The sequence below is a fragment of the Micromonospora taraxaci genome (assembly GCF_007830095.1).
Lineage (GTDB): Bacteria > Actinomycetota > Actinomycetes > Mycobacteriales > Micromonosporaceae > Micromonospora > Micromonospora taraxaci.
In genome coordinates, this window is sequence record NZ_VIWZ01000001.1 from 5722944 (window position 1) to 5748813 (window position 25870).

A 25870-nucleotide genomic window follows, 5' to 3' on the forward strand; every position below is an offset into this window, starting at 1 on the left:
CTGCCCGAGCGACCCGAGTCGCCCGATGACCGAAGCCGACCTCGACAGCCCTGGCGAGGCGGTCGGGCGGGTGCTGGGCACCGCCGACGCCACCCCGCTGCAGTTCTGGACGGCCGTGGCGCCCGGCAGCTACCTCCAGCTCGACGACGTGGTGGTCACCCGCCGGGAGCTGCCGGACCGGGAGCCGGTCACCATCGCCGGGGTGGTCACCCAGGTCCGCGCCCGGCACGAGGGCGCCCAGTTCGACTCGGACGTGTTCGCCATCGCCGACGGCACGCTGCCCGCGCAGGTGCAGGAGGCGGCCGAGGTCACCACCACGCGCGTCGACCCGGAGCTGTACGTTCCGCCGACCCCGGGCGCGGTGGTGCACCGGGCCGAGGGCGACGCCCGGGCGCGCGCGCTGCACTTCGACCGGATGGAGCGGCGCATCCCGATGGGGATGGGCCGCGACGGCGTCCCGGTCTACCTCAACGCCGACTTCCTGGACGGCAGCCGGGGCGCGCACGTCTCCATCTCCGGCATCTCCGGTGTCGCCACCAAGACCAGCTTCGCCACCTTCCTGCTCTACTCGGTGTTCCGCTCCGGGGTGCTGGGTGGCGACGCGGTCAACGCCAAGGCGCTGATCTTCAACGTCAAGGGCGAGGACCTGCTCTTCCTCGACCACCCCAACACCCGCCTGGACGAGCCCACCCGCGCCGCGTACGCGAAGCTGGGGCTGAGCGCCGGCGCGTTCCCCGACGTGCGGGTGTACGCCCCGCCGCGTCCCGGCGACTCGTCGGGCACTCCCGACGTGAGCAGCCGGCTCACCGGGGTCGACAGCTTCTACTGGACGCTCGCCGAGTTCTGCACCGACCGCCTGCTGCCGTACGTCTTCGCCGACGCCGACGACGAACGCCAGCAGTACACGATGGTGGTGCACTCGGTGGCGGCCCACCTGGCCCGTTACGCCCAGCCGGCCGACGGCGGGGTGAGCATCGACGGGGTCCGGCTCGGCTCCTACGGCGATCTGGTGGACCACATCGTCGACCAGCTCAACGACGACGAGACCCGCTCCGACTGGGCGGGCAGCGCTGTCGGTCTGGGCACCGTCAACGCGTTCGCCCGGCGGCTGATCGGCAGTAAGAAGGACCTCGCCCGGCTGATCCGTGGCGACCTGGCGACCCGCCGCCCGCACTCGATCAACACCAGCGAGTCCGCGCAGGTCACAGTGGTCGACCTGCACAACCTTCCGGACCGGGCGCAGCGGTTCGTGGTCGGTGTGACGCTGAAGAGCGAGTTCGAGCGCAAGGAGAAGGCCGGCACCGCGAAGCCGCTGCTCTTCGTCGTCCTCGACGAGCTCAACAAGTACGCCCCCCGGGAGGGCTCCTCCCCCATCAAGGAGGTGCTGCTCGACATCGCCGAGCGGGGCCGCTCGCTCGGGGTGATCCTGATCGGCGCGCAGCAGACGGCGAGCGAGGTGGAACGGCGGATCGTCACGAACTCGGCGATCCGGGTGGTCGGCCGGCTCGACCCGGCCGAGGCGTCCCGCCCGGAGTACGGTTTCCTCCCGCCCGCCCAGCGCCAGCGGGCGCTGCTGGCCAAGCCGGGCACCATGTTCGTCAACCAGCCGGACATCCCGGTGCCGCTCTGTCTGGAGTTTCCGTTCCCGGCCTGGGCCACCCGGGTTTCCGAGGCGGGTCGGGCGCCATCGGAGACGCTGCGCTCGATCACCCAGTCCGCCGACCCGTTCGCCGTGGTGGGCTCCGGCGGTGGCAGCTCCGACGACGACATCCCGTTCTAGGTAGGGGCCGGCAACAGCCATGAAGATCCTGCACACCTCCGACTGGCACGTGGGAAAGGTGCTCAAGGGGCAGTCCCGGGCCGAGGAGCACAAGGCGGTGCTGGCCGGGGTGATCGATATCGCCCGTGCCGAGCAGCCGGATCTGGTGATCGTCGCCGGTGACCTCTACGACACCGCCGCGCCCACCTCGGAGGCGACCCGGCTGGTCACCCGGGCGTTGACGGCGCTGCGCCGCACCGGCGCGGACGTGGTGGCGATCGGTGGCAACCACGACAACGGGCCCGCGTTGGACGCGCTCCGCCCGTGGGCCGAGGCCGCCGGCATCACGCTGCGCGGCGGGGTGCGGGAAAACCCGGATGAGCACGTCATCGATGGCACCACCGCCGGCGGCGAGCGGTGGCGGCTGGCCGCGCTGCCGTTCCTGTCCCAGCGGTACGCGGTGCGCGCGCTGGAGATGTACGAGCTGACCGCGGCGGAGACCAACCAGACGTACGCCGACCACCTGGGCCGGGTGCTGGGGCGACTGACCGAGGGTTTCACCGAACCGGACCGGGTGCACCTGGTCACCGCGCACCTGACGGTGACGGGCGCGTCCACCGGCGGCGGCGAACGCGACGCGCACACGGTGCTGGGCTACGCCGTGCCGGCCACCGTCTTCCCGGCGACAGCGCACTACGTGGCGTTGGGCCACCTGCACCGGGCGCAGCGGGTGATCGGCCCCTGCCCGGTGCGCTACAGCGGCAGCCCTCTGGCTGTCGACTTCGGCGAGCAGGAGAACGTCCCGTCGGTGACGATCGTCGAGGTGACGGCCAGCACGGCCGCCCGGGTGCGGGAGGTGCCGGTGACGGCGGCGAGCGCGCTGCGGACGGTGCGGGGCACCCTGGCCCAGCTCGCCGAGATCGAGGCGCCGGACGCCTGGCTGCGGGTGTACGTGCGGGAGCAACCCCGCGCCGGCCTGCGCGAGGAGGTGCAGGAGTTGCTGCCCCGGGCGTTGGAGATCCGGATCGACCCGGAGCTGTTGGCCGCGCCGGGCAGCGGCGCCCGCATCGCACAGCGGTCGGGGCGTTCGCCCCGGGAGTTGTTCGCCGACTATCTGGACAGTCGGGGTCACGCCGACGAGGGGGTCCAGGAACTCTTCGACGAGCTCTTCGAGGAGGTCGAGCACTGATGCGTCCGATGCGCTTGGACATGGCCGGCTTCACGGTCTTCCGGGACGAGACGACAGTCGACTTCACGGACGCCGACTTCTTCGCCCTGATCGGCCCGACCGGTTCGGGCAAGTCCACGGTGCTGGACGCGATCTGCTTCGCGCTCTACGGCATGGTGCCCCGCTGGGGTGGCGCACGGGGGTTGGCCAACGCCCTCGCGCCGTCGGCGACCGAGGCGCGGGTGCGGTTGGTCTTCGAGTCCGGTGGGGCCCGCTACGTCGCGACCCGGGTGGTCCGCCGGGACGGCCGGGGCAACGTCAAGACCGCGAACGCCGGGTTGCAGTTGATGCCGGCGGGCTTCGACGTCACCAAACTGGACACCGGTCTGAGCCCGGACGACCTCGGTGAGGTGGTGGCGGGCACCCCCGCCGAGATGGAGCAGGCGGTGCTGGACGCGGTGGGGCTGCCGTACGAGCAGTTCACCAGCTGCGTGGTGCTGCCGCAGGGGCAGTTCGCCGATTTCCTGCACGCGAAGCCGGCGACGCGGCAGCAGATCCTGGTCAACCTGCTGGGCCTGGGCGTCTACGAGGACGTGCAGAAGCGGGCGACGGCGCGGGCCACGCAGGCGGACGCCAAACTCGACGCGGTCGACCAGGTGCTCGCCGGGCTCACCGGCGTGGACGACGAGGCGTTGGCCGAGGCCGATGCGCGGGTCGAGCGGATGGCGGGGCTGGCGGCGGCGGTGACGGCGGCGGTGCCGGAGCTGACGGCGGCTCGGGCCGCCGCGCGGGAGGCGGCGGCGGCGCTGACCGCCCTCGACGACGAGTTGCGGGTGCTGACCGGGGTGCGCGCGCCGGGCGGGGTGGCCGAGGTGGCGCGCGCGGTCACCGCGGCGCGGGCGGAGGCCGAGGCCGCGGCGACCGCTGTGTCGTTGGCGGAGGAGCGGGAGGAGAAGCTGCGCGGGGAGCTGGCCGGTGCCGGCGACGAGAGCGCGGCGCGGCTGCTCCTGCGGGCGTACGACGATCGGGACCGGTTGTCCGGCGAGGCGGACACGGTCCGCGCGGCGGTGGGCGCGGCGAACGACGAGCATGCCACGGCGGTGGCCGCGCTGGCCGAGGCCCGCGTGGCGTCCGAGCGGGCCGACGCCGAGTTGGAGGCGGCGTTCCGGGCGCACGAGGAGGCCAAGGCCACCGACCTGGCGGTCAGCTTGCGGGTGCACCTGCATGCCGGCGCGCCCTGCCCGGTCTGCGAGCAGCCGGTGACGCGGGTGCCGGACGTGCCGGCCGACTCGGCGGTGGCGGCCGCGACGGCGGCGGGCAAGGCGGCGCGGGCCGCGACCAAGGCGGCGCAGGCGACGGTGCAGCAGCGCGACGCGGCGGCGCGTGACCTGGAGCGGCTGCTGGTGCAGGCGCGGGCCCGGCAGGAGCAGGTGGACGCCCGGTTGGCCGAGCTGGACGGTCAGCTCGACGGCGCGGCGGAGCCGGCCGTGTTGCGCCGGGTGTTGGCCGAGCACGCCAGGTTGCGGGGCGCGTTGGAGGAGGCGGCGACAGCGGTTCGGTCCGGCCGTGAGGCCGCGCGTCAGGCGCGGGCGGGGGTGGACGCCGCCGAGGAGCGGTTGCGGGCGGCGTGGCGGGCCTTCGACACCTCCCGAGACGGGTTGGCCCGGTTCGGCCCGCCGGCGACCGATCGGGAGGACGTTGCCGCCGCGTGGGCCGCGTTGACGGGATGGGCGACCACCGAGGCGGACCGCCGCCGCGCCGACCGGGCCGGTCGGGCGTTGGCGGTGACCGAGGCCGAGGCGGTGGCCGGCGCCGTGCAGCGCGACATCGCCGACCGGTTCGCGGCCGTCGACGTGCCGGTCGGTGACGATCCGGTGCACGCCGCGACGGTCGCTGTGGAGCGGGCCGACGCCGACCGGCGACGGCTGCGCGAGCGGCGCGAGCAGGCCGGGGCGCTGCGCGAGCAGCGGTCCGTGCACGAGCGGGAGGCGCAGGTGGCCCGTGCGCTGGCCGGGCACCTGCGGGCCAACAACTTCGAGCGCTGGTTGCTGGCGGAGGCGTTGGACCTGCTCGTCGACGGCGCGTCGGGGATCCTGCGGGAGCTGTCGTCCGGCCAGTACGAGCTGGTGCACGACAAGGGCGAGTTCCTCGTGGTCGACCACCACGACGCGGGGTTGCGCCGGGGCGTGCGCACCCTGTCCGGCGGTGAGACGTTCCAGGCGTCGTTGGCGTTGGCGTTGGCGCTCTCCGAGCAGCTCGCCGGGATGTCGACAACGGCGGCGAGTCTGGAGTCGATCGTCCTGGACGAGGGCTTCGGCACGCTCGACGCGGCCACCCTGGACACGGTGGCCGCCACCCTGGAGAACCTGGCCGCGCGGGGCGACCGGATGGTCGGTGTGGTCACCCACGTGCCGGCGCTGGCCGAGCGGATTCCGGTCCGCTTCGAGGTGCGTAAGGACGCGCGTTCGTCGCGGATCGAACGGACGGGCCGGTGAGCGTGCGGGGCGACGCCGCGTTCTTCGTCGACTCGTGGGATCCGGCGTACGGGGCGTCGTTCGAGGCGTCCGCCGCCGGGCCTGCCGCGCCGAGCAGCGCGCAGGTCGACGCGGACGCGGAGCTGCCCGCTGTGGACTGGCGGGCGATCGGGGTACGCCAGGGGGTCCGCGCGCCCGACGTGGTGCTGCTGGTCGACGGGGTTCGCCGGATCGACGCGAGCATCTGGACGGCGGAGGCGGACGGCCTGTCGTTCCCCGGGCTGGCCGCCTCGTACGCGGCCGGGGTGGTGCGGTGCGACCTGGGCCGGGGGGCGGCGCAGCTGGCCGGCACCCGGGTCGGTCGGGGTCTGTTCACGGCGAGCCCGTCGGCGCAGGACGTGGTGGCGGGTGCGATCCGCTATCCGGTGCACCGGGTGGGTGGCACCGGTGAGCTGGGGAAGTTGCCGGCGGCGGTGCAGGGTCCGCTGACGGCGTTGGAGGTGGCCGTGTCCGACGCCGCCCGGGTCGACGGTGACCTGCTGGTGGTGGACGGCCCGTTGCGGAGTCGCCGGCAGTTGCCGCGCACGTTGGGCTACATCAAGACCCAGCACAGCCAGTACCTCGATGCGCGGCTGACGGCGGTGGTGGTCGGGCTGGCGTCGGGTGAGCGCTCGCCGGTGTTCCGGCTCGGCACCGCCTGGGGTGGTTGGTCGTGGTATTTGCGGCTGCCGGTGGCGATCGGCGCGCCGTGGGCGGGCATCGTCCGGGTGGAGTGCTCGGCCGACCTGCCCGTCGAGGCGGCGATCGAGCTGGCCGATCTGTCGCTGGTCACCCTGCCGCGTTTCGCCTCCACGCCGTACAAGGATCCGCGGGCTCCACAGAACCTGATCCCGATCGCCGGTCTGGAACGACGGTTGCGTGCCCTGCTCGGCGACTCCCGGCTGCTGCACCGCGCGTTGACCGCCGCGGCCCGCGCGGCGCGGTAGACGGGCACCTGTCGCGATGGGACGTAAACGGGCGGCTGACCGGGTGGTCGAGCAGGTGGACACCGGGCAGGCGGAACTCGTTCCGGACCCGGACCGGGCGGGTTCGTGGACGCTGCTGCTGGACGGCGCGCCGCAGTCGCATGTGGACCTGACCGATCCCACCCATCTGGAGTTCGAGTACGTCCGGCGGCTCGCCGCCGCAGTGGATCTGATCGCGCCGGCCGGTGAGCCGTTGCGGGTGCTGCACCTGGGTGGCGGGGCCCTGACCCTGCCCCGGTACGTGTCCGCCACCCGGCCCGGATCGACCCAGCGGGTGTCCGAGGTGGACGGTGCATTGGTGGAGTTGGTGCGCCGGGCGTTGCCGTGGCCGTCCGACGCGCGGCTGCGGGTCCGGGTGCAGGACGCCCGGGCCGTGCTGGCCTCCACCCGGGATGCCAGCTTCGACGTGGTGGTCGCCGACGTGTTCGCCGGTGCGCGTACCCCGGCTCATCTCACGTCGGTGGAGTACGCGGCGGAGGTGGCCCGGGTGCTCCGCCCCGCGGGTTGGTATCTGGCGAATCTGGCCGACGGTCCGCCGCTGCGGCACGCGCGCGGGCAGGTCGCCACGGTCCGCTCGGTGCTGCCGCAGGCATGTCTGGTGGGGGACGCGGCGGTGCTGCGTGGCCGCCGGTACGGGAACCTGGTGCTGGTCGCCGGGCGGACCACACCGCCGGTGCCGGAGCTGACCCGGCGCGCTGCCGGCGACTGGTTCCCGGGTCGGGTGGTGGCCGGCGACGAGTTGGAGCGCTTCGCCGGCGGTGCGCAGGTCGTCCGGGACGCCGACGCCACAGGGTCCGATCCCCCTCCGCCGGGGCTGTTCTCGGTACGCCGCTGACCGTCCGCCGCGCACTGACTGTGCGCTCCGGCAGCGACGCAGAATTTTTTTCCGCGGTTCGTTGATCCGTTCGGGGCGGCGGTGCGTACCACCGGGCGGCCCGCCTCGTGGGCCGACGTTGGTGACGGAAACCCCCGGAGGTCTGCATGCATGCGGTGGCGGCCGGCTGGCATGGCGACGCGGTACGCGCTGACTGGTTGTCGGCGCGGTCCTCGTCGCGGCCGACCTCGTCTGCCCGGGGGGTCGACGCGCGCGCGACGTCTCGCCAGAATGGTCCGGTGACGCCGCGACCGGCGCCCGGACGCCATCAGGCGACGACAACCGAGGCCAGCCATTCCGACCAACTGATCAAGCTGCTCTACGCGGAGCACGCTGGTCCACTACTGATGTTCGTCATGCGTCTCACCGGGGGGGACCGGCAGCGCGCGGAGGACATCGTCCAGGAGACGCTGCTGCGGGCCTGGCGCAACGCGCACCGCCTGGGCACCCAGGGGCAGGGCTCGTTGCGACCGTGGCTCGTCACGGTGGCCCGACGGATCGCCATCGACGAGCACCGCAGCCAGGAGGCCCGGCCGCCGGAGACGTACGACCGGGACCTCACCGCGTTCGCCGAGGCGGACAGCACCGACCGGGTGCTACGCACGATGACGGTGGCGGACGCCCTGCGTACGCTCAGTCAGTCGCACCGGGAGATCCTGATCTCGACGTACTTCCGGGGGCGGACGGTGCCGGAGGCCGCCGAGGAGTTGGGGCTGCCGCTCGGCACGGCCAAGTCGAGGGTCTACTACGCGCTGCGCGCGCTGCGTACGGCTCTGCAGGAGCGGGGGGTGACAGAATGAGCCGGCCGGACCACATGGACGTCGCGGCGTACGCGCTCGGCGTGCTCGACGAGCAGGACACCGAGCGGTTCGAGGAGCATCTCGCTACCTGCTGGGCGTGCGCGGCGGAGTTGGAGACGATGGTTCCGGTGGTGGGGCTGCTCTCCGACATCGACGGCGAGACGATGATGGCGATGGAGCAGACCGCCACCGACCCGGCGCTGTTGAACCGGACGTTGGGCGCGGTCCGGGCTGACCGTCGGCGTACCCGGTTCCGTCAGATGTTGGCGACCGCCGCCGCGGTGGTGGTCTTCGGCGGTCTGACCGGGTACGGGTTCGTCAGCGTGACGGGCAACGATCCGGCGCCGGGGGTGCTCGCCGATTCGACGCCGAGTGCTCCGAGCGACCCGCAGACGGGTGGGCCGACGGCTCCGCCGAGTGGGCCGGGTGTGGGTGGCACCGAGGAGGAGGGTGACCAGGTCGACGCGACCGACCCGACGACTGGTGTCCAGACCACCGTGTTCCTGGTGAAGCGGGACTACGGCACCCGGATCAATTTCAGCCTGCGGAAGTTGCCCGGCCCGCGTGTCTGCCGGCTGGTGGTGGTGCGCAAGAACGCCGACCCCGAGGTGATTTCGACCTGGTCGGTTCCGGATGGTGGCTACGGCACCAATGCCCGCCCGCAGGGTCTTGAGTTGAGCGCCTCGACGTCTGCTGTGGTGGCTGACATCAAGCAACTCCAGGTGCAGTCGGTCGACGCCAACGGTGTGGCGAGTCCGCTGGTCACCGTGCCCATGTAGTCTCGCGTACCGTATCGGCACCGGTCATTATCACAATGACCGGTGCCGATCTGTCGTTGTGGGAAGATCGCCGTGCAGGGGCGTACGGATTTCCACCCGATTCGGTTCAATCAAAGAACGTGAAATTGACCACTGTTACTTCTTCAACCTTGACAGCCCAGATCCCGTACCTATGGGTGAACTGCCAAGAATGAGGAGGGCACGTGGCACAGATGAAGCGGTCCGTCATCGTCGCGAGCGCGATGGTCGCACTTACGGCCTGCGCTCCCGCAGGTTACGACCCCGCGAACTCAAGCGCGGTCGAGCCGGTCGCCGTCGCCGCGGCCGAGCCCACCGCGTCGGTCGTACCGGAGGCCTCGGCGTCCGCGGAGGCGCCGGCCGCCGACGCGCCGCCCGCGAACGTCGAACTGACCGAGAAGTTGACCGGCAAGAGCGTCGCCCGGATGGGCAAGGTGGTCACCGACGAGGACGGCTGGATCCTCTACCGCTTCGACAAGGACACCGCCGACCCGCCGTCGTCGAACTGCGTCGACAAGTGCGCCGAGGTGTGGCCCCCGGCGCTGACCGATGGCAACCCGCAGCTCACCGGCGTCTCCGACGACAAGGTCAGCAGCGTGACCCGCCAGGACGGCACCCGGCAGCTGACCATCGGTGGGTGGCCCGTGTACCGCTACATCGGTGACAAGAAGCCCGGCCAGTGGAAGGGCCAGGCCGTCGGTGGCACCTGGTTCGTGGTCCAGCCGGACGGCAAGAAGAACCTGAGCTGCCTGCCCACCTCCACGCCGAAGCCGGTCGCCCCGCCGTCGGACAGCGGCGCGAGCGACTCCGGGGGTTCGGGCTACTCGTACTAGAACCCACACCACGAGTCACGGTGGTCGGTCGTCGCCGGGGAGGGCGCGGCCGACCACCGGTCGTACGCGGGACGTCGGCACACCGGTGGTGCCGACGTCCCGTCCGGCACGTGGCAGAGTGGGCGGGTGACCGCTACCGAACCCGCCGCGACCAGGGTGTTTCATCCCCCGGTCGGATACCGGCTGGCGGCCTCGGTCCGTGCGCTCACGTTCAGCCCGTACGACCCGTGCGCCCGTGTCGCCGCCGGCACCTTCTGGTGGGCCACCCGCACCCCGGACGGCCCGGCGACCCTCGCCCTGCGGTCCGCCGGTGGCGAGTTGCTGGCGGAGGCCTACGGGCCGGGCGCCGAGCACGTGCTGGACCGCGCCGACGCGATCGCCGGGCTTCGTGACGACCTGACCGGCTTCGCCGAACTGGCCGCGGCACATCCCCTGGTCGCCCGGCTGGCCCGCGAGCACCGAGGGCTACGGATGCCGACGACCGGGCAGGTCTTCCCCCGGCTGCTGCGCGCGATCTTCGAGCAGAAGGTCACCGGCAAGGAGGCGTACCGGGCGTACTCGGCGACCGTGCGGCACTTCCGGGAACCGGCACCGGGTCCGTTGCAGCCGCTGCTCCTGCCACCCGAGGCCGCCGCGGTGGCCGCCACCCCGTACTGGGTGTTCCACCCGTTCGGAGTCGAGCAGCGCCGGGCGGACACGCTGCGGCGCGCCGCAGCGCTCGCCGACCGGTTGGAGCGCAGCGCCGACGCCGCCGACGCCACCCGTCGGCTGACCGCCATCCCGGGCATCGGGCCGTGGACGGCCGCCGAGGTGGTCCGGATCGCGTACGGGGATCCGGACGCGGTGAGCGTCGGCGACTTCCACATCCCGAACACTGTCGCTTGGGCGCTCGCCGGCGAACCGAGGGGCGACGACGCCCGGATGGTGGCCCTGCTGGAGCCGTTCCGGGGCCACCGGGGCCGGGTGTGTCTGCTGCTGGAGGCCGCCGGCATCCAGGCCCCGAAGTACGGCCCCCGTGCCCCGATCCGCTCGTTCGCCCGCTACTGACGCGAACGGCGGGCGTCCCGGCGTGGTGCGTCAGCGGCCCGAGCAGAGTCGGCGCAGGGTACGGCCGAGCCACCACGCGTACGTGTGCTGCACGAACCGGACCGCCGGACCCCCGGCACGGGTGAACCAGCGGTCCGGCACGCTGAACGCGCGTACCTCGAACCAGACCGCGCCGTCGTCCTCGCGGCCGACCACGAACGCCTCCTCGCCCCGCTCCGGGTGTCCGGGCAGTGTGCCGTAGCCGAAGCCGGCGAGCGTGGCCGAGTCCTCGCTCCAGACCACCTGGCACGCCCCCCAGAGGCGGGCCGGGCCGAGGCCCAGACCGGCGGTCACCAGCACTCCCTCGGTGGCTCGCGGGGCGTCGGTACGCATCCGGACGCCGGCGGCGCGATGCAGCCGCCAGCTCAGCACCGCCTCCGCCGCGGTCTCGAAGCAGCCGGCCGGCAACGGGGACCGGTGGCGCAGGTGGTGGTAGCCGCCGGGCAGTGGCCCGTGCCGGGTCGCCCCCACCTGCGGGTACGTCAGCTCGGCCACCACTCCCCCTCGACCTCGACCGGACACCGCCAGCGTACGGTCGGCGTGGCCGGGCCGCCGGTCGGCGCTGACGGCGGTTGTGGTGTGCTACGTCGATGAGCGTCGAGGCGATCATCGACAGGGCCGGTGTCGCGGACGCCGGTGAGATCCTCACCGTGCAGCGGGCCGCGTACCTGACCGAGGCGCAGCACTACGCGGACCCGTTCCTGCCGCCGTTGACCGAGACGTTGGACGAGGTGGTGGCGGTGTTGACCGGCCCGGACGTCGTCCTCGCCGCCCGGCGGGGGCACCGGCTGGTCGGCTCGGTGCGGGCCCACCTGGTCGAGGACACCGCGCACGTGGGGCGTCTCTCGGTTGCCCCGGACCAGCAGGGTCGGGGTGTCGGCGCCCGGCTGCTCACGGCGATCGAGGAGGCGTGCGCCGCGCAGGTGGCCTGGTTCACCCTGTTCACCGGCGCGGACAGCGCCCGAAACCTGCGGCTGTACCAGCGGCACGGCTACCGGATCGTGGCACACCGGCCGGACCCGAACGGTGTCCCGTTGGCCGTGCTGGAGAAGCCGGCGGTCAGCCCTGCTCGCTCCGACGCCTGAGCCCGTCGGCCTCCATCCGCACGTAGCGGCGGAGCATCCCGCCGTACAGCCAGCCGATCAGGCCGGCCAGCAGCCCGGACTGGTCGAAGGCAAGTTCGACGCGGGTGCGCCCGCCGGGCAGCGGCACCAATCGGTGCTCCGCCGTGGTCCGCACGCCCGCCGTGTCGGAGACCCAGACGAACCCCTGCCGCTCGGTCAGCTCGGTGACCCGCCACACCGCCGGCCGCAGCTTCGGCTGCGTCAGTCGTGCGGTCGCGCCGACGGCGAGCGGTCCCGGCTCGCCACGCTCGGCGCGGGACACCGAGGCCGTCCACTCCGGCCAGCGTGGCACGTCGACGAGCACCGCCCAGACCTGTTCGACGTCGGCGTCGATCTCCGTATCGGCCTCGAACCGCATCGCGTCCCCTCCCCGGCGGCGCCGTCCGGCGTCCGCCACGCATGCAGACGAGGCTGCCGGGTGGATCGTGACGCCGGAATCCGCCGGGTGGTCGGTCATCCTCCGGGCCGTCTGACCGCTGGCGGGTGAGATCAGGCGGCTTCGCGCAGGTCGGCCAGGCTCAACGGGGTACGCCGACGCAGCAGTTCCTCCAGCTCCGGCACCGAACCGACCTCGCCGAGCACGTTGCGCCCGCCGCCGAACCGCTCCGGGTAACGGCGGGTCAGCCGGTAGCGGTAGCGGCCCCGGATCAGCTCGACGCTCACCCGCCACCGCCCACAGCAGTCACAAACCCACTCGGACACCTCGCGAAAGTAGCTCTGACCTGCGGTTATTCGATTCGGTCGGTCAGGACGAGGAGGCGCAGCGGCGGACACGCCACCCCGCGACCCACGGTGATCTGCCTCACGGCTGTCGGTACCGTCTGATTGACTGGTCGCCGTGGACCTGCCGATCAACCCTCCGGTCGAGCCGATGCTGGCCAAGAGCGTTCCCAAGCTGCCCACCACGCCCGGGGTGACCTACGAGCCCAAGTGGGACGGTTTCCGGTGCATCGTGTTCCGCGACGGCGACGAGGTCGAGCTGGCCAGCCGGGGCGGCAAGTCGATGACCCGTTACTTCCCCGAGGTCGTCGAGCAGGCCCGACGGCAGCTGCCCGAGCGGTGCGCTGTCGACGGTGAGCTGATCGTGATCCGCCGCGACGGGCCGAGCGGTCAGCCCCGACTGGATTTCGAGCTGCTCGCCCAGCGCGTGCACCCGGCCGCGTCCCGCGTCAAGATGCTGGCCGAGACCACTCCGGCCGACTTCGTGGCGTTCGACCTGTTGGCGATCGGTGACGAGGCCCTGCTCGACCAACCCTACCCGCGCCGCCGGGAGCGGTTGGTCGAGGCGCTGGCCGGGGTGCGGCCGCCGGTGCACGTCACCCAGGTCACCACCGATCCGGACACTGCCCGTCGGTGGTTCGACGTCTTCGAGGGCGCCGGGCTGGACGGGTTGATCGTCAAGCCGGCCGACCTGCCGTACGAGCCGGGCAAACGGCTCATGTTCAAGGTCAAGCACGCCCGCACCGCCGACGCCGTGGTGGCCGGTTTCCGCTGGCACAAGTCCGGCCCGGTGGTGGGCTCGCTGCTGCTCGGCCTCTACGACGACTCCGGGGTCCTGCACCACGTGGGGGTCAGCGCGTCGTTCAGCATGGCTCGCCGGGCCGAGTTGCTCGACGAGTTGGCGCCCTACCGGGACATCGGCGGCGAGCACCCGTGGGTGCACGGCGATCACGAACGCGGCCAACGCATCCCGGGTGGCGTGAGCAGGTGGACCGGCACGAAGAACCTGGAGTGGGAGCCGGTGCGCCCGGAGCTGGTGGTCGAGGTGGGCTACGACGCGATGGAGGGCGAGCGGTTCCGGCACACCGCCCAGTTCGTCCGCTGGCGCCCGGACCGCGATCCCCGATCCTGCCGCTACGACCAGCTCGACCGCCCGATCCGCTTCGATGTGGACCAGGTGCTGCGCGGCGATCCGACGGCCACCGTGGACCAGGCCGCCACCGGCGCGGCGTAGCCTGGCCGTCGACCCGACCTCGGAGGATCACGTGACCCGCACCGCCGACCGCTCTCGGATGGCGTCCCGTCGCCGGGCCCGGCGCACCCTTGCCGCCTTCGTCGTCGCCGCGCTCCTCACCGCCGGCTGCACTCTGCCGGCGTTCGCCCCGCGCACCGAGGCGCAGGGCGAAGCCGCGCCGACCGGCAGCACGCCGACCTGGCGGCCCTGCCCGGAGGTGCCCGAGGAGCTGGTCGGGCGTGGTGCTCCGGACATGCGCTACGAGTGCGCAAGGATCGCGGTGCCGCGCGACTGGGGCACCGGCGCCGGGGCGACGGCCGGCCCGGGTGCCGGGCAGACCTTCGAGATCGCCCTGCTGCGCGCCCGGTCCACCAAGCAGCGCGACCGGGTCGGCTCGTTGGTGGTCAACCCGGGCGGCCCGGGCGGGTCCGGGGTCGACACCGCCGTCTACCTGTCCTTCGGCACCCAGTTCGGCGGGCTGCCCACCTCGATCACCGACCGCTTCGACATCGTCGGCTTCGACCCGCGTGGGGTTTCCCGGTCCAGCCCGGTGAAGTGCATCTCCGACGCCGACCTGGACGCCAGCTTCGGCTTCGACCCGGACCCGTCCAGCCAGACGGCGTTCGACGACTTCGTCGGTTTGAGTCAGCGGATCGGGCGCGGCTGCGGCGACCGGTACGGCGACCAGTTGCCGCTGTACGGCACCGAGCAGGCCGCCCGCGACATGGACGCGGTGCGTGCCGCAGTGGGCGACGACAAGCTCACCTACCTCGGTTACTCGTACGGCACCCTGCTCGGCGCCACGTACGCCCAGCTCTATCCGCAGCGGGTGCGGGCGCTGGTGCTCGACGGCGCGGTCGACCCGCAGCAGCGGCTGGTGGAGGGTTCGGAGAGCCAGGCCCGCGGCTTCGAACGGGCCTTCACCAACTTCACCCGCTGGTGCGCGGCGAACGCCGGCCGCTGCCCGGTCGCGCCGGACGCGCGCGCCGCGGTGACCTCGGCCATCGACAAGGCCAAAGTCTCTCCGGTACGCGGAAGCGACGGCCGGGAGGCCACCGCCGGTTGGGTGTTCTACGCGGTCATCTCGTCGCTCTACACCGAGTCCGGCTGGCAGGAGCTGGCCCAGGCGATCGACCGGCTGGGCGAGGGCGACCCGAAGGACGTGTTCCGGCTCGCCGACTCGTACGCCGGCCGGGAGGACGACGGCCACTACTCGAACCTGTTCGACGCCAACCTGGCCATCAACTGCGCCGACGAGACGGAGAAGCCGAGCCGGGAGCAGATCCGGCAGTTGCAGTCGGAGTGGCGTGGAAAATATCCGCTGTTCGGGCCGGCTCTCGCGGTGGGCATGCTGAGCTGCGTCGAGTGGCCGGGCGGGCGTGACCCGTACCCGACCGGCAAGGCGAACGGCGCACCGCCGATCGTGGTGGTCGGCACCACCGGAGACCCGGCGACGCCCTACGAGCAGACCCCGCGCCTGGCGTCGATGCTGGGCGTCGGCCGGGTGCTCACCTGGGAGGGCGAGGGGCACACCGCCTACCCGCAGACCTCCTGCATCACCAACGCGGTCGACGCGTACCTGCTCGACCTGACCGTCCCCCGCGAGGGCCTACGCTGCCCGGCCCGCTGACCGGCTGGGCCGGCGGCAACGGAGGCACCTCGATCCCCTGCCGGGCGGCCAACTCCTCCAGCAGCGCCCGCATCTGGCGCACGTCGGCCTTGAGCTGCTCCTGCTCCTCATGCTCGAACGCGTTGTCGTCGACGATGAGCCGACTCGCGAAGTGTGCGGTGATCAGCGGAATAACCAGCAGAACCATGGTCGAGATGAGTAGCGCGGCCAGCGTACGGCCTGCCCAGGTCGTCGGGGAGATGTCGCCGTACCCGACGGTCGAGGCGGTGACCACCGCCCACCAGACCGCGTCGGCCGGGCTGCGCTGCTCGACCTCCCCGTAGATCACCCCGGCCACCACGATCATCAGCAGGTACGAGGTGATCAGCGTGCGGGGCGAGTTGGCGAACCACACCAACGCCCGGTATGTCCAGCGGAACGGCAGCAGCACTAGCTCCATGCCGCCCCATGCTGCCCGTCGACCGCAAGTGGCGCAGACCCATCGGTCAGGTTCGCTGTGCCAGGCTCACCGCATGACCGACGTGACCTACCGGGAGGCGGTCCGGGCTGACCTGCCCGCCGTCATCGCCCTGCTCGCCGACGACGTCCTGGGCAAGGCCCGCGACTTCACCGCTGTCGACGAGGCCTACAAGAAGGCGTTCGCCGACATCACCGCGGACCCGCGCAACCAGCTCATCGTGGCCGAACAGCACGGTGAACTGGTCGGCTGCCTGCAGATCACCTACATCCCGGGCCTCGGCCGGCACGGCAGCGAGCGGTCACTGATCGAGTCGGTCCGGATCCGCTCCGACCGTCGCGGCCAAGGGTTGGGCCGGGACCTGATGGCGTGGGCGATCGACCAGGCCCGGCAGCGCGGCTGCGCCCTGGTGCAGCTCACCACCGACAAGACCCGCGCGGACGCGCACCGCTTCTACCTGGGCCTGGGCTTCGTAGCCAGTCACGAGGGCATGAAGCTCGCTCTCTGACCAGAGCCGGCATTAGTGTCGGCCCATGAGCGCGCCGACGTCGCCCGGCACCGCGCGGACGCGCACACGGCGGCGGGCGGCCGGGGCGCTCCTGGCTGTCGGTGTCCTCCTGGTCGCCTGCGCCTTCTCGTTGCCCGCCTGGCGTTCCGTCTACCCGAGCGGCACGGATCACACCCCCGGCACGTCCCTGCTGATCCCGGTACTCCCGCTCGCGGGCCTCTCCACCGTGTTCGCGGTGCTGTCGCTCGTTAACAGTGGTCGGCATCGGTGGGCGTGGCGGCAGGCCAGCCTGGGAATGCTGGTCTCCAACGTGCTGGCCTGCGGCAGCCTCACCGGGGTCTTCTGGCTGTTCCTGGCCGACGAGCCCTACGCCGACGAGACGCTGCTGTCGACCGGTCCGGGCGCCGGCACCCTGCTGGCTCTGGTGGGTTGCCTGCTGATCCCGCTCGCCGGCTCGCTCCCCGACAACCGGCAACCGGCCACACAGCTTGGAGGCGACCATCTCCGGGGAGACCAGCTTGAGGGCGACCAGGTCTGACCGGATGGAGTCGGCACCGATGCTGGCCCCAGGGCAGCACCCTCGCACGGACACTGTGGAGCTGATGCCGTAAACGATTCACCGACCGCGATTCGTTCACGACATCAGCTCCACAGCGAGCGCGGACATCATGCGCCTGTCAGCGCGCTCGCCGGCCCGACCAGCCGACAGCCCGGCGCAGCGGCTTTCAGTCGGCACTGCCGCCACCAGCCAGCACCGCCGCCACCAGCCAGCACCGCCGCCCTCAGCAGACACCGCCGCCGTCAGCCAGCGCCGTCCGTCAGCCGTCGACCAGGCGGCCGTCGCGCAGAACCAGCACCCGGTCGGCCAGGTCGATCAGGGCCGGATCGTGCGTGGCGACCAGCGCCGTCATGCCACGGGCGTGTACCACCGCGCGCAGCAGGTCCATGATGGACCGGCCGGTCTCCGAGTCGAGCTGACCGGTGGGCTCGTCGGCGATGAGCAGGTCCGGCTCGTTGGCCAACGCGCGGGCCACCGCGACCCGCTGCTGCTGCCCGCCGGACAGTTCGTATGGGCGTTGCGCCGCGTGTCCGCCCAGACCGACCAGCTCCAGCAGCACCGCGACGCGCTCCTCCCGCTCGGCGGCCGGCACCTGCGCGAGTCGCAGCGGCACGCCCACGTTCTCGGCGGCCGAGAGGATCGGCACCAGCCCGAAGGTCTGGAACACGAACCCGACAGTGCCGCGGCGCAGCCGCAGCAGCTCCGCCTCACCGGCCGAGGTGACGTCGTGCCCGGCCACCACCACCTGACCGCTGTCCGGCCGGTCCAGCCCGCCGACCATGTTCAGCAGGGTGGTCTTGCCGGCGCCGGACCGGCCCCGGACGGCGACCAGCTCGCCACGGTTGGCCGTGAACGAGACGTCCCGCACCGCGTGCACGGCACGTTCGCCCCGGCCGAAGGTCCGGCTCACCCCACTGACCCGGACCACCTCGCCGGGGTGCTCCGAGGGCACACCACCGAAACCGCCAGCGCCGGTCATCACCACGTCCCGACGGCTCATGCCCGTGCCCCCCGCTCGTCCGAAGCCCGGTCACCGGGCCGTACCTGCACATGGTCCGGCTCCAGGTCGAGCCGAACCCGTTCCTTCAGCGAGAGCGCGTCGACGAACGCAGCCGGTAGCTGCATCCGGCCGTTGCGGTCCAGCACCGCGTACTCCTCGCTGACCAGCTCGGTGTTGCCGTCCGCGCCGATCCGAGCGGTCCGGCGTACCTCGGAGGCGGTCCGGCCGTCGCGGATCGCGACGGTCCGACGGACCTGCGTGGCCACGGCGTGGTCGTGGGTGACGACCACGATGGTCACGCCCAGCTCGGCGTTGATGGTGCGCAGCGCCCCGAAGACGTCCGCGCCGGTCGCCTCGTCCAACTCGCCGGTCGGCTCGTCGGCGAAGAGCACCTCCGGGTCGTTGGCCACTGCCACCGCCACCGCGACCCGCTGCTGTTCGCCGCCGCTGAGCTGACCCGGCCGCCGGTCGGCGCAGTAGCCCACGCCGACCATGTCGAGCAGTTCGTCAGCCCGCTGCCGGCGGGCCTTCCGGCCCAGTTTGCCGGCCAGCTCCATCGGCAGCTCCACGTTCTCCCGCGCGTTGAGGTACGGCAGCAGGTTGCGACCGGTCTGCTGCCAGACGAACCCGACCAGCTCCCGCCGGTAGCTCAGCCGCCGCTTGGCGGACAGCGAGAGCAGGTCGTAGTCGGCCACCCGGGCGATGCCGGCGGTCGGCGTGTCCAGACCGGAAAGGATGTTCAGCAGGGTCGACTTGCCCGAGCCGGACGCACCGACGATCGCCACCAGCTCACCCCGGTCGATGACCAGGTCGAGCCCTTGCAGGGCGACCACCTCCACCCCCTCGGTCTTGAAGATGCGCACCAGGCCGTCACAGACGATGTGGCCACGCAGTCGGTCCTGCCCGCCGGCCCGCTCGGCGGCGCGTTGCGCGGCCCGCTGTTGCAGGGCGGCCAGGTCCGGCACCAGTGGAGTCTGGGCGGTAGCGGTCATCTCAGCTCTCCTCTCCGAGCCGAAGCACCTCTCCGAGGCGCAACCGGCGGTTGTTCAAAGCCTCGACGGCGACCGCGAAGCCGAGGGCGATCGCCCCGAGCGCGAGCACCGCGGCGACCAGGCTGGGCTCGAAGGCCACCTGAACTGGCACACCACTGGTGAACGCGGACAGGCCGAGCACCGGGTTGAGCAACAGGGGCAGCACCGCGCCGACCAGCGCACCGGTCAGCACCGACACCGCGACCAGCGGGGCCAACTCGACCAGCAGCAGCCCTCGCCACTGTCGGCGGGACAGGCCGAGGGTCCGCAGCCGGGACAGCACCTGACCCCGGGCGCGCGCCCCGGCCAGCACCGTGAACGCGATGGCGAGCAGCCCGAGCACACTGCCGCCGACGGCGCCGGCCACGAACCCGAACGCCAACACGCCGTTCGCCCCGCCGTCACCGAGATCCCGGCGGACGTCCGCCCGGGTGTCGACGGTGACCCCGATCAGCCGGTCCCGACCGCTGAAGGCACCGTTGCGCTGATAGCGCTCCTGCCCCTGGTCGCCGGCCCGGCGCAGCGCCTCCGCGTCCAGCGAGTCGCCGGCGATCAGCAGGCTGGACGGCGCGGGTGTGGTGGTCCGCGTCGGGAGTGCCTGCCAGGGCAGGATCACGAAACGATCGGCGTTCTCCGACACCAGCGGGAAATCGTCCTCGGTGCCGGCCACCCGGAACTCGTACCGTTGCCCCTGCACCGAGATGAAGGCGGAATCGCCCAGCCCGGCCTTGGCCAGGTCGGCGGCGACCGCCGGTGAGACGATCGCGGGCAGCGGCCCCGGGCCGGGCCGAGCGGTGCGCACCGCGTCCGGCACGGACAGGTCCACATCGGATTCGCGGGCCACAGTGTCCAGTCCCGAACCGTCGACCAGCAGCACGTCCGTCTGGGCGAGCCGCGCGTCGGTGCCGACCTCGTCGGATGCCAGCCGCTCGTCCTCCTGGTACACGACCCGGGTGACGGCCCGGACCCCGGGCAGGCGACCCATCTCGTCGATCGTGTCGGGGGCGAAGCGCTCGCCGCGGATCACCGCGTCGGCCGGCACGAGCCGCTCGGCGGCCCGGTCCCGGCTCGCGTCGACTCCGGCGGCGACGACCGCGCAGAACGCGGCGGTGCCGATCGCCAGCACCACGACGACCAGCGGGGCGGCGACCGCCGCGCGCCCGGCTCGCGCGGTGCCGAGGAAGGCGACGCTGCCCCTGGTCCGCGCGGCAAGCCGGCTGACCAGCAACAACGGCCAGGGGTACGCCCGCAGCGCGAGCACCGCGGCGGCGATCGCGAGCAGCACCGGCACCGACACCAGCAGCGGGTCCACCTCACCCAGGGTGAGGCCACGTCGGCGCAGCAGCACCGCGGCGAGCCCGGCCAGCACCAGCAGGGAGACCTCGACGGTGAGCCGACGGGCCGACGGGCGTACCCGGATCAGGTCCCGTCGGGACGCCCCGCCGGCCGGTACGGCCAACGTCGCCAGCGGCAGTGCGAGCGTGACGAGCACTGTCGCCGCGATGACGTACGGCGTGGTTGGGTCCGGGGCACCGGGGAACAGGGTGCCCAGCCACCAGCCCAGCGCGGCGGCGATGGGCACCACCAGCACCGATTCGGCGAGGCTGCGGCGGGCTCCGGCGGTGGCCGCGCCGCCACGGGCACGCAGCAGCACGAACTCGGAGCGACGCCGACGGATGGCGAGGCTGGCGGCGAGCACGATCAGTCCCGCCAAGGTGGCCAGTACGCCGGCCGCGATCACCGCGAGCAGGGTCCGGGCGGCGTTGATCTGGGCGGCGAACGCGCGCAACGGGACGTCGACGCCCTGGGTCAACGTGAGGTCCGCCGGCTTCTCGCGCTGCATCTGCTGCAGACCGTCGATCATCTGGTCCAGGTTCTGTGCGTCGATCTGGTCGACACCCAGTCGGTACCGCCAGTTCGACTGGACCGGCCAGCCCTCGGCGGCCCGCTTGTTGAGGGTCGACTGTGCGACAACGCCGACGATGGTGAACGGCTGGCCGTCCCCGACCGGTTCGATGATCTGCAGCAGCTGTGGCAGCCCGTCCCAGATGCCGTTCGCACGGTCGACCGGGCGGAACAGCCCGGCCACCACCAGCGGAACGCCGTCGATGAGCCGACCCTTGTCGTCGGCGTTGCCGATGCGCAGTTGGCTGCCGGACCGCAGGTTGAGCTTGCGGGCCACGTCGACGTCGAGCGCCACCTCGATGGGCCGGTCCGGCACGTACGTCTCGCTCGGCCACGCCCCGTCGACGAGTGTGCTGGCGTTCTGGATGTCGGGCTGGGTCCGTAGGCCCAGGTCGACCAGCAGGTTGCGGGCCTTGAGGTCCGGTCCGACCACTCGGGCCGGCGTGATGTCCGCGTTGTACCACCGCTCGGCCACGGCCGAGCGAATTTGCGACGGCATCGTCGCGGCCAGGGCGTCGAACCGTTCCCGGGCGTTGCCCATGACCGTCGCCGTGGGGGGTGCGTCGACCACCCCGGTGGTGTACGACAGGTCCCGGCGGGCAGCCGGTTCGCTGACCAACTGCGCTCGCAACCCCTGTTCGGCGAGCCGGTTGACCAGTCGGGGCACCCCGCTGATCAGCAGCGTGACCACCAGGGTCAGCACCGCCAGGAGCAGGAACTGCCCGCCGTACGTCCGGACCCGCCGGACGGCCGCGCCGACGCTCATCGTTCTCCCCCGATTCGCAGCTGCACCGCCGCCACCCGCTGACGGATGCCGGTGGCGATGAACGCGCTGAAGGCGAGCGCCGCCAGCAGCAGACCGACCGCGGTCAGACCGATCGGAACCCAGGGCAACACGAACGTCGCCGGGGGAATCGGTCGGCCGGCGGCCGGGGTGAGGATGACCAGTGGAGCCATGGTCGCGCCGACCGCGGCACCGAGGAGCAACCCGACTCCCACGCCGATGCCGGCAAGGAAGGTCTGTTCGGCCAGCAGCGCCCGGGCCATCAGCCGGGGCGTCGCGCCGAGGGTGTGCAGTACCGCGAACTCGCCGAGCCGCCGACGGGCGGTGGCCCACACGTCCACCATCAGGCCGACGAGGGCGAGCAGCACCGCGCCGAGCGCAGCGGCGAGCATCCCGGTACGCGAACCCTGCCAGTACGGGTCGTCGGCGGCCGCCTCCATGACCGCCTCCCGGTTGAGCACTGTGACGCCCGGCAGTTCGCTGGCCGCCCGGGCGACGGCCGTCGGGTCGGTGGCCCCGATCCACCATTCCGGCACCGGTCGCACCGTCCCGTCGGTACGGATCAGCGTGTCGACCGCCGCGGGCAGGTCCAGCAGCACGCCGGCCGCGGTGGTGGTCGGCACGGCGCTCAGCTCACCGACCAGGTGCACCGGCAACGTCGCCCCGGAGAGCGTGAGGTCGACGGTGTCGCCGACGCGCAGGCTCAGCGCCTCGCGTACCTGAGGGGTCATCAGCACCGGTACGGCCGCCTTCGGGGCCGGCACGACAACGAACCGGGTCGACTCCTGGTCCATGCGCCCCCACTCCGGCTGCCGTTCCGCCGGGCGGGTGGTCACGAATCCGCTGCCGCTCACCGTCACCGGTAGGCGCGGTCCGCGGGCCCAGGTCGTCGCCCACTCACCGGTGAGGTCGGCAGGGCGAGCCGTACCGGCCGCGTCGACCACCTTCAGATCGCTCACCTGCAACCCGTACGAGTCGCCGGCCACCCGCCCGCCGTCGGCTTCGAACCCGGCCACCCGGAGCCGCGCTCCCCCCACGTCGGGTAGCTGGACCGTGAAGCGGGTGGCCCGCCCGTCGCTGGGGGCGGCAACCGCCGGCAGCCGGAAGGCGAGGCCCTCCGTGCTGGTGACCAGCAGCGCCACCGAGATCTGGTGCGGTTCGTACGCGTTACCCACCGGCGTACGGACCGTGCCGGTGATCGTGCGGGTGCCTTCGGGTAGCTCGACGCCCCCGGCTGCTGCCCGCGCGCCGACCATCCGCTGGTACTGCTCCGAGGCCGGCCCGTCGGCGAGGCGGTCGGCGAGGCGCACGGTCCCGGGTGCGTTGGCCGGGTCGACACCGATCACGGTCGCCGGCACGTTCTGCCGACCGACCCGCACCTCGTCCCGCCACGCCGGCAGCACCCGGTCCACGCTCGGCAGCGTGGCGAGCTGAGCGGCCCTGTTCGGCGGGGCGACGCCGGCCCGTTCGGTAATCCGGACGTCGGCGCCGACCGTGTATCCGGCCTGCTCGACCTGGGACCGCTCGCCGGTGCTGATCAGCGACCAGGCCAGGGTGCTGCCGCCGACGGCGAGGGCGAGCAGCAGGACCGGGCCGGCGTGCGGACGCCGACCGGCCTGCCACATGCCGAACATGGTGGCCGTCCAGGGGCGTCGGTCGACGAAGCGCTCCGCGAACCGGGTGAGCGGCGGGAGCACCCGCAGCGCCAGCACGGCACCGGCCAGTACGCCGAGCGTCGGGGCGGCGACCAGCAGCGGGTCGAGCCCGAGCTGGCCACCCGAGCCGGCCAGCGGCGAGGCGTACCGGCGGAGCTGCACCCAGGCGAGTACGGCGAGCGCCACGAGCACCAGGTCGACGCTCGCGCGTTGGACGCTCGCCGACCGGTTCGGCCGGGATCGGGCCGCCATGTCGGCGACGTACGTGCCGGCGCCGCGCAGCGTCGGGAGGACCATGGCGACCAGGCAGCCGGCTGCGGTGGCCGCCGCTGCCGCCCAGACCAGTGTGCTGTTGCCGCCAGCGGTGTAGAGGGACGCCGACCCGCCGGGTCGGATGTACCGCAGCGCCTCACCGGCGATCAGCGGACCGAGCACGGCGGCCGGGGCGACCACCAGGGTCGCCTCCCGGGCGGCCAGGCCGGCCAACTGCCGGCGGGCGGCGCCGCGGGCCCGCAGCAGCGCGGTCTGCGGGCGGCGGTCCTCGTGCAGGAGGGCTGCGACCAGCACCAGCGCGTACCCACCGAGCACCAGGATCAGCAACAGCGGGGTGGCCAGCGAGGAACGACCCACCAGATCGGCGCGGCCGATCCGGTCCAGCAGCGTCTCCATCTTCGTCGCCGCCTGCCCGGAGCTGCCGAGCTGAGCTGCCTCGGGCACCGCGGTGGTCGCCTCGGTCAGGGCCTTCCGCACGGCGGGCAGGTCGGCGGTGTCGACGCCGCCGAGGTCCGGTTGGGCCAGCCAGGACGCCGACACCGAGCCCGGGAACGTAGTGACGAAGTCAGCCGGGTCGAGCGTGAACGGCCCGTACGAGGTGCCGGAACCGGCGCTGCCCGCTCCGACCCCGGGGGCCAGCAGCCAGTACGCGTCGGTCGGGTCGCGGGGCCGCCAGGTGCCGGCGAGCACCAGCTCACCGCGCCGTTCGGTGGCCCGGTCACGCACCGGGATGCGTTCGCCGACGGTGAGGCCCAGCGTGCCGGCGACCCGCTCCGGCAGGCTCACCTCGACGGGGTTCGCGCCGGGGCGGGGCCAGGCTCCGGCGGTCAACTCCGCGTGGCCGGCGAGGTCCTCGAGCGTGGCCAGGTTCGCGAAGACCGGCTCGTCGTCCGGACGGGGAACCTGCCCGAGGTCGCCGGTCAGCTCCCGGCCGGTGCCGTACCGGCCGGCGGCGACGGTGACCGGGGCACCCGCCAGCCCGTCGGCGAACTCCGCGCGGACCGCCTTGTCCCGGTTGGCGAACTCCGCCGCGTCACGTCCACCGGACCCACTGACCAGGAGCCCGCGCTCCTCGGCCGGCGAGGCGGCGACCAGAGCTCGCTGCCCGGCGTCCACCGCCCGCCGGTTGTAGTCAGACAGCCCGGTGACCAACGCGACGGCGACGAGGGCGGCGATCACCGCCGCGACCAACAGCCCTCGCGCCTCGCGGGCCCGCCTCCACACCAGCTTCATCCGACGCCTCCCCTGGCCCTGGCGGGCCGACGACCATCAAGACAGGCGACCTACCGGGAAAGGTTCGCGCCCGTTACTTGATCGTTACTACGGGAGGGTCGGCCGAAGCCGGGCGGCTAGCTGCCGCGTCGAAGGTTGCGGATGCCGAACACTCACCAGCACGACGCCGATGAGCTGTAGGCCCGGGGAGTCGTCGGCCCCTCCGAGCACGACGGCGGCGATGCCGAGCGCCACCCCGAGGACTGCGGCAACGATCAGGGCGTACCTCATGGGGTTTCCTCCTCCACCCATTCGAGCAGGTCTCCGGGCTGGCAGTCGAGCACCCGACACATCGCCTCCAGGGTGCTGAAGCGGACCGCCTTGGCGCGGCCGTTCTTGAGCACCGCCACGTTGGCCGGCGTGAGCCCGACGCGCTCGGCGAACTCTCCGACGCTCATCTTGCGCTTGGCCAGCTCGACGTCGATGCGGACGACGATGGGCATCAGATCACCGCTTCCATGTCGCTGCGCAGCGTGGTGGCCTGCCGCAGCAGCGCACGCATCACCACCATGAGAAGCCCCAGCACGGTGACGCCCACCGTCAGGAGGAACAGCAGGAGCGGCACTCCCGGGTCGTCCGCGTTGAAGCCGACCCAGAGGAAGACCCCCACGAGCACCACCCAGGCGGCGGCGATCGCCCAGACGATGGCGTCCACCCACTTCAGCGACGCCTCGGTGAAGATGCGGTCGTTCTTGACCAGGCTGAGCAACTGCCACGTCGCGACGATGACCACCTGGACGCACAGCACCCAGAACACCGTCACGGCGGTCGCCGGCCAGCGCAGGTGCGCGTCCTCCGGCGACTGTTCGGCCATGTACGCGAACTGACCGGGCAGCGAGAGGGTCTGGAACACGACCAGGACCCCGAACAGCACCACGAGAAAGACTCTGAGAGCGGCTACC

At 72.7% G+C, this 25870-nt stretch carries 25 protein-coding genes; 14 read left to right on the plus strand and 11 right to left on the minus strand.

The features are described from left to right. Nucleotides 1-25 precede the first annotated feature (25 nt). The 9 genes from FHU34_RS25895 to FHU34_RS25935 all read left to right on the plus strand — a co-directional run bounded on the left by FHU34_RS25895 (nucleotide 26) and on the right by FHU34_RS25935 (nucleotide 10777). A complete protein-coding gene (locus FHU34_RS25895) occupies nucleotides 26-1780 on the plus strand; it encodes an ATP-binding protein (protein ID WP_145784841.1) in 1755 nt (584 codons plus the stop codon). Nucleotides 1781-1799: 19 nt separating this feature from the next. Continuing rightward, on the plus strand, nucleotides 1800-2948 hold the full coding sequence (locus FHU34_RS25900) for an exonuclease SbcCD subunit D (protein WP_088990813.1): 1149 nt from the start codon (nucleotides 1800-1802) through the stop codon (nucleotides 2946-2948). Next, complete coding sequence (locus FHU34_RS25905; RefSeq protein WP_145784842.1) at nucleotides 2948-5422, plus strand: AAA family ATPase; 2475 nt, start codon at nucleotides 2948-2950, stop codon at nucleotides 5420-5422. Before FHU34_RS25900 ends, FHU34_RS25905 begins: the two co-directional genes overlap by 1 nt. Beyond that, on the plus strand, nucleotides 5419-6387 hold the full coding sequence (locus FHU34_RS25910; RefSeq protein WP_208745078.1) for a hypothetical protein: 969 nt from the start codon (nucleotides 5419-5421) through the stop codon (nucleotides 6385-6387). Before FHU34_RS25905 ends, FHU34_RS25910 begins: the two co-directional genes overlap by 4 nt. A 16-nt stretch (nucleotides 6388-6403) precedes the next feature. Then, nucleotides 6404-7261: a spermidine synthase gene (locus FHU34_RS25915; protein ID WP_145784843.1), complete on the plus strand. Its 858-nt coding sequence runs from the start codon at nucleotides 6404-6406 to the stop codon at nucleotides 7259-7261. Nucleotides 7262-7407: 146 nt separating this feature from the next. Further along, nucleotides 7408-8100 (plus strand): sigma-70 family RNA polymerase sigma factor, encoded by a 693-nt coding sequence (locus FHU34_RS25920; protein WP_088990817.1) that lies wholly within the window; start codon nucleotides 7408-7410, stop codon nucleotides 8098-8100. Then, nucleotides 8097-8879 carry an anti-sigma factor family protein gene (locus tag FHU34_RS25925; protein WP_145784844.1) on the plus strand — a complete coding sequence of 261 codons (783 nt, stop codon included), beginning with the start codon at nucleotides 8097-8099 and terminating at the stop codon, nucleotides 8877-8879. The genes FHU34_RS25920 and FHU34_RS25925 overlap by 4 nt, the downstream gene beginning before the upstream one ends. Nucleotides 8880-9082: 203 nt before the next feature. Further along, entirely contained in the window at nucleotides 9083-9730 is a 648-nt protein-coding gene (locus FHU34_RS25930; RefSeq protein ID WP_145784845.1) for a hypothetical protein, read from the plus strand. A 126-nt stretch (nucleotides 9731-9856) separates the two neighbouring features. Then, nucleotides 9857-10777 carry a DNA-3-methyladenine glycosylase family protein gene (locus tag FHU34_RS25935; RefSeq protein ID WP_145784846.1) on the plus strand — a complete coding sequence of 307 codons (921 nt, stop codon included), beginning with the start codon at nucleotides 9857-9859 and terminating at the stop codon, nucleotides 10775-10777. A gap of 30 nt (nucleotides 10778-10807) precedes the next feature. On the opposite strand, the gene FHU34_RS25940 is transcribed toward FHU34_RS25935, so the two are convergent. After that, nucleotides 10808-11311, minus strand: coding sequence for a DUF1990 family protein (locus FHU34_RS25940; protein ID WP_145784847.1), 504 nt, complete (start codon nucleotides 11309-11311; stop codon nucleotides 10808-10810). 95 nt (nucleotides 11312-11406) lie between these two features. On the opposite strand from FHU34_RS25940, the gene FHU34_RS25945 reads away from it, so the two are divergent. Next, on the plus strand, nucleotides 11407-11901 hold the full coding sequence (locus tag FHU34_RS25945) for a GNAT family N-acetyltransferase (RefSeq protein ID WP_145784848.1): 495 nt from the start codon (nucleotides 11407-11409) through the stop codon (nucleotides 11899-11901). Here the strand turns inward: FHU34_RS25945 and FHU34_RS25950 are convergent. Next, nucleotides 11876-12298, minus strand: a complete 423-nt coding sequence (locus tag FHU34_RS25950; protein WP_145784849.1) for an SRPBCC family protein — start codon at nucleotides 12296-12298, stop codon at nucleotides 11876-11878. The two genes, FHU34_RS25945 and FHU34_RS25950, sit on opposite strands and share 26 nt — an antisense overlap. A 131-nt stretch (nucleotides 12299-12429) precedes the next feature. Beyond that, entirely contained in the window at nucleotides 12430-12642 is a 213-nt protein-coding gene (locus FHU34_RS25955) for a hypothetical protein (protein ID WP_099851492.1), read from the minus strand. Nucleotides 12643-12778: 136 nt separating this feature from the next. On the opposite strand from FHU34_RS25955, the gene FHU34_RS25960 reads away from it, so the two are divergent. Beyond that, nucleotides 12779-13894 (plus strand): ATP-dependent DNA ligase, encoded by a 1116-nt coding sequence (locus FHU34_RS25960; RefSeq protein ID WP_145784850.1) that lies wholly within the window; start codon nucleotides 12779-12781, stop codon nucleotides 13892-13894. Nucleotides 13895-13952: 58 nt separating this feature from the next. Next, nucleotides 13953-15524, plus strand: a complete 1572-nt coding sequence (locus FHU34_RS25965) for an alpha/beta hydrolase (RefSeq protein WP_145785809.1) — start codon at nucleotides 13953-13955, stop codon at nucleotides 15522-15524. Here FHU34_RS25965 and FHU34_RS25970 read toward each other — a convergent pair. Next, nucleotides 15451-15963, minus strand: a complete 513-nt coding sequence (locus tag FHU34_RS25970) for a potassium channel family protein (protein ID WP_145784851.1) — start codon at nucleotides 15961-15963, stop codon at nucleotides 15451-15453. The two genes, FHU34_RS25965 and FHU34_RS25970, sit on opposite strands and share 74 nt — an antisense overlap. A 73-nt stretch (nucleotides 15964-16036) precedes the next feature. Here FHU34_RS25970 and FHU34_RS25975 point away from each other — a divergent pair, with 73 nt between their 5' ends. Beyond that, a complete protein-coding gene (locus FHU34_RS25975) occupies nucleotides 16037-16489 on the plus strand; it encodes a GNAT family N-acetyltransferase (protein WP_145784852.1) in 453 nt (150 codons plus the stop codon). A 25-nt stretch (nucleotides 16490-16514) separates the two neighbouring features. Further along, the gene (locus tag FHU34_RS25980; protein WP_145784853.1) at nucleotides 16515-17027 is read left to right on the plus strand and encodes a hypothetical protein; all 513 of its coding nucleotides are present in this window, start codon (nucleotides 16515-16517) and stop codon (nucleotides 17025-17027) included. Between the two features lie 280 nt (nucleotides 17028-17307). Here FHU34_RS25980 and FHU34_RS25985 read toward each other — a convergent pair whose 3' ends face one another. The 7 genes from FHU34_RS25985 to FHU34_RS26015 form a co-directional block, all read right to left on the minus strand. Next, nucleotides 17308-18027 (minus strand): ABC transporter ATP-binding protein, encoded by a 720-nt coding sequence (locus tag FHU34_RS25985; protein ID WP_145785810.1) that lies wholly within the window; start codon nucleotides 18025-18027, stop codon nucleotides 17308-17310. Nucleotides 18028-18044: 17 nt separating this feature from the next. Next, nucleotides 18045-19040: an ABC transporter ATP-binding protein gene (locus FHU34_RS25990; RefSeq protein WP_145784854.1), complete on the minus strand. Its 996-nt coding sequence runs from the start codon at nucleotides 19038-19040 to the stop codon at nucleotides 18045-18047. Nucleotide 19041: 1 nt separating this feature from the next. Next, entirely contained in the window at nucleotides 19042-21750 is a 2709-nt protein-coding gene (locus FHU34_RS25995; protein ID WP_145784855.1) for an ABC transporter permease, read from the minus strand. Then, complete coding sequence (locus tag FHU34_RS26000) at nucleotides 21747-24929, minus strand: ABC transporter permease (RefSeq protein WP_145784856.1); 3183 nt, start codon at nucleotides 24927-24929, stop codon at nucleotides 21747-21749. Before FHU34_RS26000 ends, FHU34_RS25995 begins: the two co-directional genes overlap by 4 nt. A gap of 87 nt (nucleotides 24930-25016) precedes the next feature. Beyond that, nucleotides 25017-25199 (minus strand): hypothetical protein, encoded by a 183-nt coding sequence (locus FHU34_RS26005; RefSeq protein ID WP_145784857.1) that lies wholly within the window; start codon nucleotides 25197-25199, stop codon nucleotides 25017-25019. Continuing rightward, nucleotides 25196-25411: a helix-turn-helix domain-containing protein gene (locus FHU34_RS26010; RefSeq protein ID WP_030336216.1), complete on the minus strand. Its 216-nt coding sequence runs from the start codon at nucleotides 25409-25411 to the stop codon at nucleotides 25196-25198. Before FHU34_RS26010 ends, FHU34_RS26005 begins: the two co-directional genes overlap by 4 nt. Continuing rightward, nucleotides 25411-25845, minus strand: coding sequence for a DUF2975 domain-containing protein (locus FHU34_RS26015; protein ID WP_244311836.1), 435 nt, complete (start codon nucleotides 25843-25845; stop codon nucleotides 25411-25413). The genes FHU34_RS26010 and FHU34_RS26015 overlap by 1 nt, the downstream gene beginning before the upstream one ends. Between the last annotated feature and the right edge of the window lie 25 nt (nucleotides 25846-25870).

Bases quoted from the DNA above. Each gene is read 5' to 3' on its own strand.
- FHU34_RS25895 (WP_145784841.1), top strand. From the start codon at position 26: ATGACCGAAGCCGACCTCGACAGCCCTGGCGAGGCGGTCGGGCGGGTG.
- FHU34_RS25900 (WP_088990813.1), top strand. From the start codon at position 1,800: ATGAAGATCCTGCACACCTCCGACTGGCACGTGGGAAAGGTGCTCAAG.
- FHU34_RS25905 (WP_145784842.1), top strand. From the start codon at position 2,948: ATGCGTCCGATGCGCTTGGACATGGCCGGCTTCACGGTCTTCCGGGAC.
- FHU34_RS25915 (WP_145784843.1), top strand. From the start codon at position 6,404: ATGGGACGTAAACGGGCGGCTGACCGGGTGGTCGAGCAGGTGGACACC.
- FHU34_RS25920 (WP_088990817.1), top strand. From the start codon at position 7,408: ATGCATGCGGTGGCGGCCGGCTGGCATGGCGACGCGGTACGCGCTGAC.
- FHU34_RS25925 (WP_145784844.1), top strand. From the start codon at position 8,097: ATGAGCCGGCCGGACCACATGGACGTCGCGGCGTACGCGCTCGGCGTG.
- FHU34_RS25945 (WP_145784848.1), top strand. From the start codon at position 11,407: ATGAGCGTCGAGGCGATCATCGACAGGGCCGGTGTCGCGGACGCCGGT.
- FHU34_RS25950 (WP_145784849.1), bottom strand. From the start codon at position 12,298: ATGCGGTTCGAGGCCGATACGGAGATCGACGCCGACGTCGAACAGGTC.
- FHU34_RS25965 (WP_145785809.1), top strand. From the start codon at position 13,953: ATGGCGTCCCGTCGCCGGGCCCGGCGCACCCTTGCCGCCTTCGTCGTC.
- FHU34_RS25970 (WP_145784851.1), bottom strand. From the start codon at position 15,963: ATGGAGCTAGTGCTGCTGCCGTTCCGCTGGACATACCGGGCGTTGGTG.
- FHU34_RS25975 (WP_145784852.1), top strand. From the start codon at position 16,037: ATGACCGACGTGACCTACCGGGAGGCGGTCCGGGCTGACCTGCCCGCC.
- FHU34_RS25980 (WP_145784853.1), top strand. From the start codon at position 16,515: ATGAGCGCGCCGACGTCGCCCGGCACCGCGCGGACGCGCACACGGCGG.
- FHU34_RS25985 (WP_145785810.1), bottom strand. From the start codon at position 18,027: ATGACCGGCGCTGGCGGTTTCGGTGGTGTGCCCTCGGAGCACCCCGGC.
- FHU34_RS25990 (WP_145784854.1), bottom strand. From the start codon at position 19,040: ATGACCGCTACCGCCCAGACTCCACTGGTGCCGGACCTGGCCGCCCTG.
- FHU34_RS25995 (WP_145784855.1), bottom strand. From the start codon at position 21,750: ATGAGCGTCGGCGCGGCCGTCCGGCGGGTCCGGACGTACGGCGGGCAG.
- FHU34_RS26000 (WP_145784856.1), bottom strand. From the start codon at position 24,929: ATGAAGCTGGTGTGGAGGCGGGCCCGCGAGGCGCGAGGGCTGTTGGTC.
- FHU34_RS26005 (WP_145784857.1), bottom strand. From the start codon at position 25,199: ATGAGGTACGCCCTGATCGTTGCCGCAGTCCTCGGGGTGGCGCTCGGC.
- FHU34_RS26010 (WP_030336216.1), bottom strand. From the start codon at position 25,411: ATGCCCATCGTCGTCCGCATCGACGTCGAGCTGGCCAAGCGCAAGATG.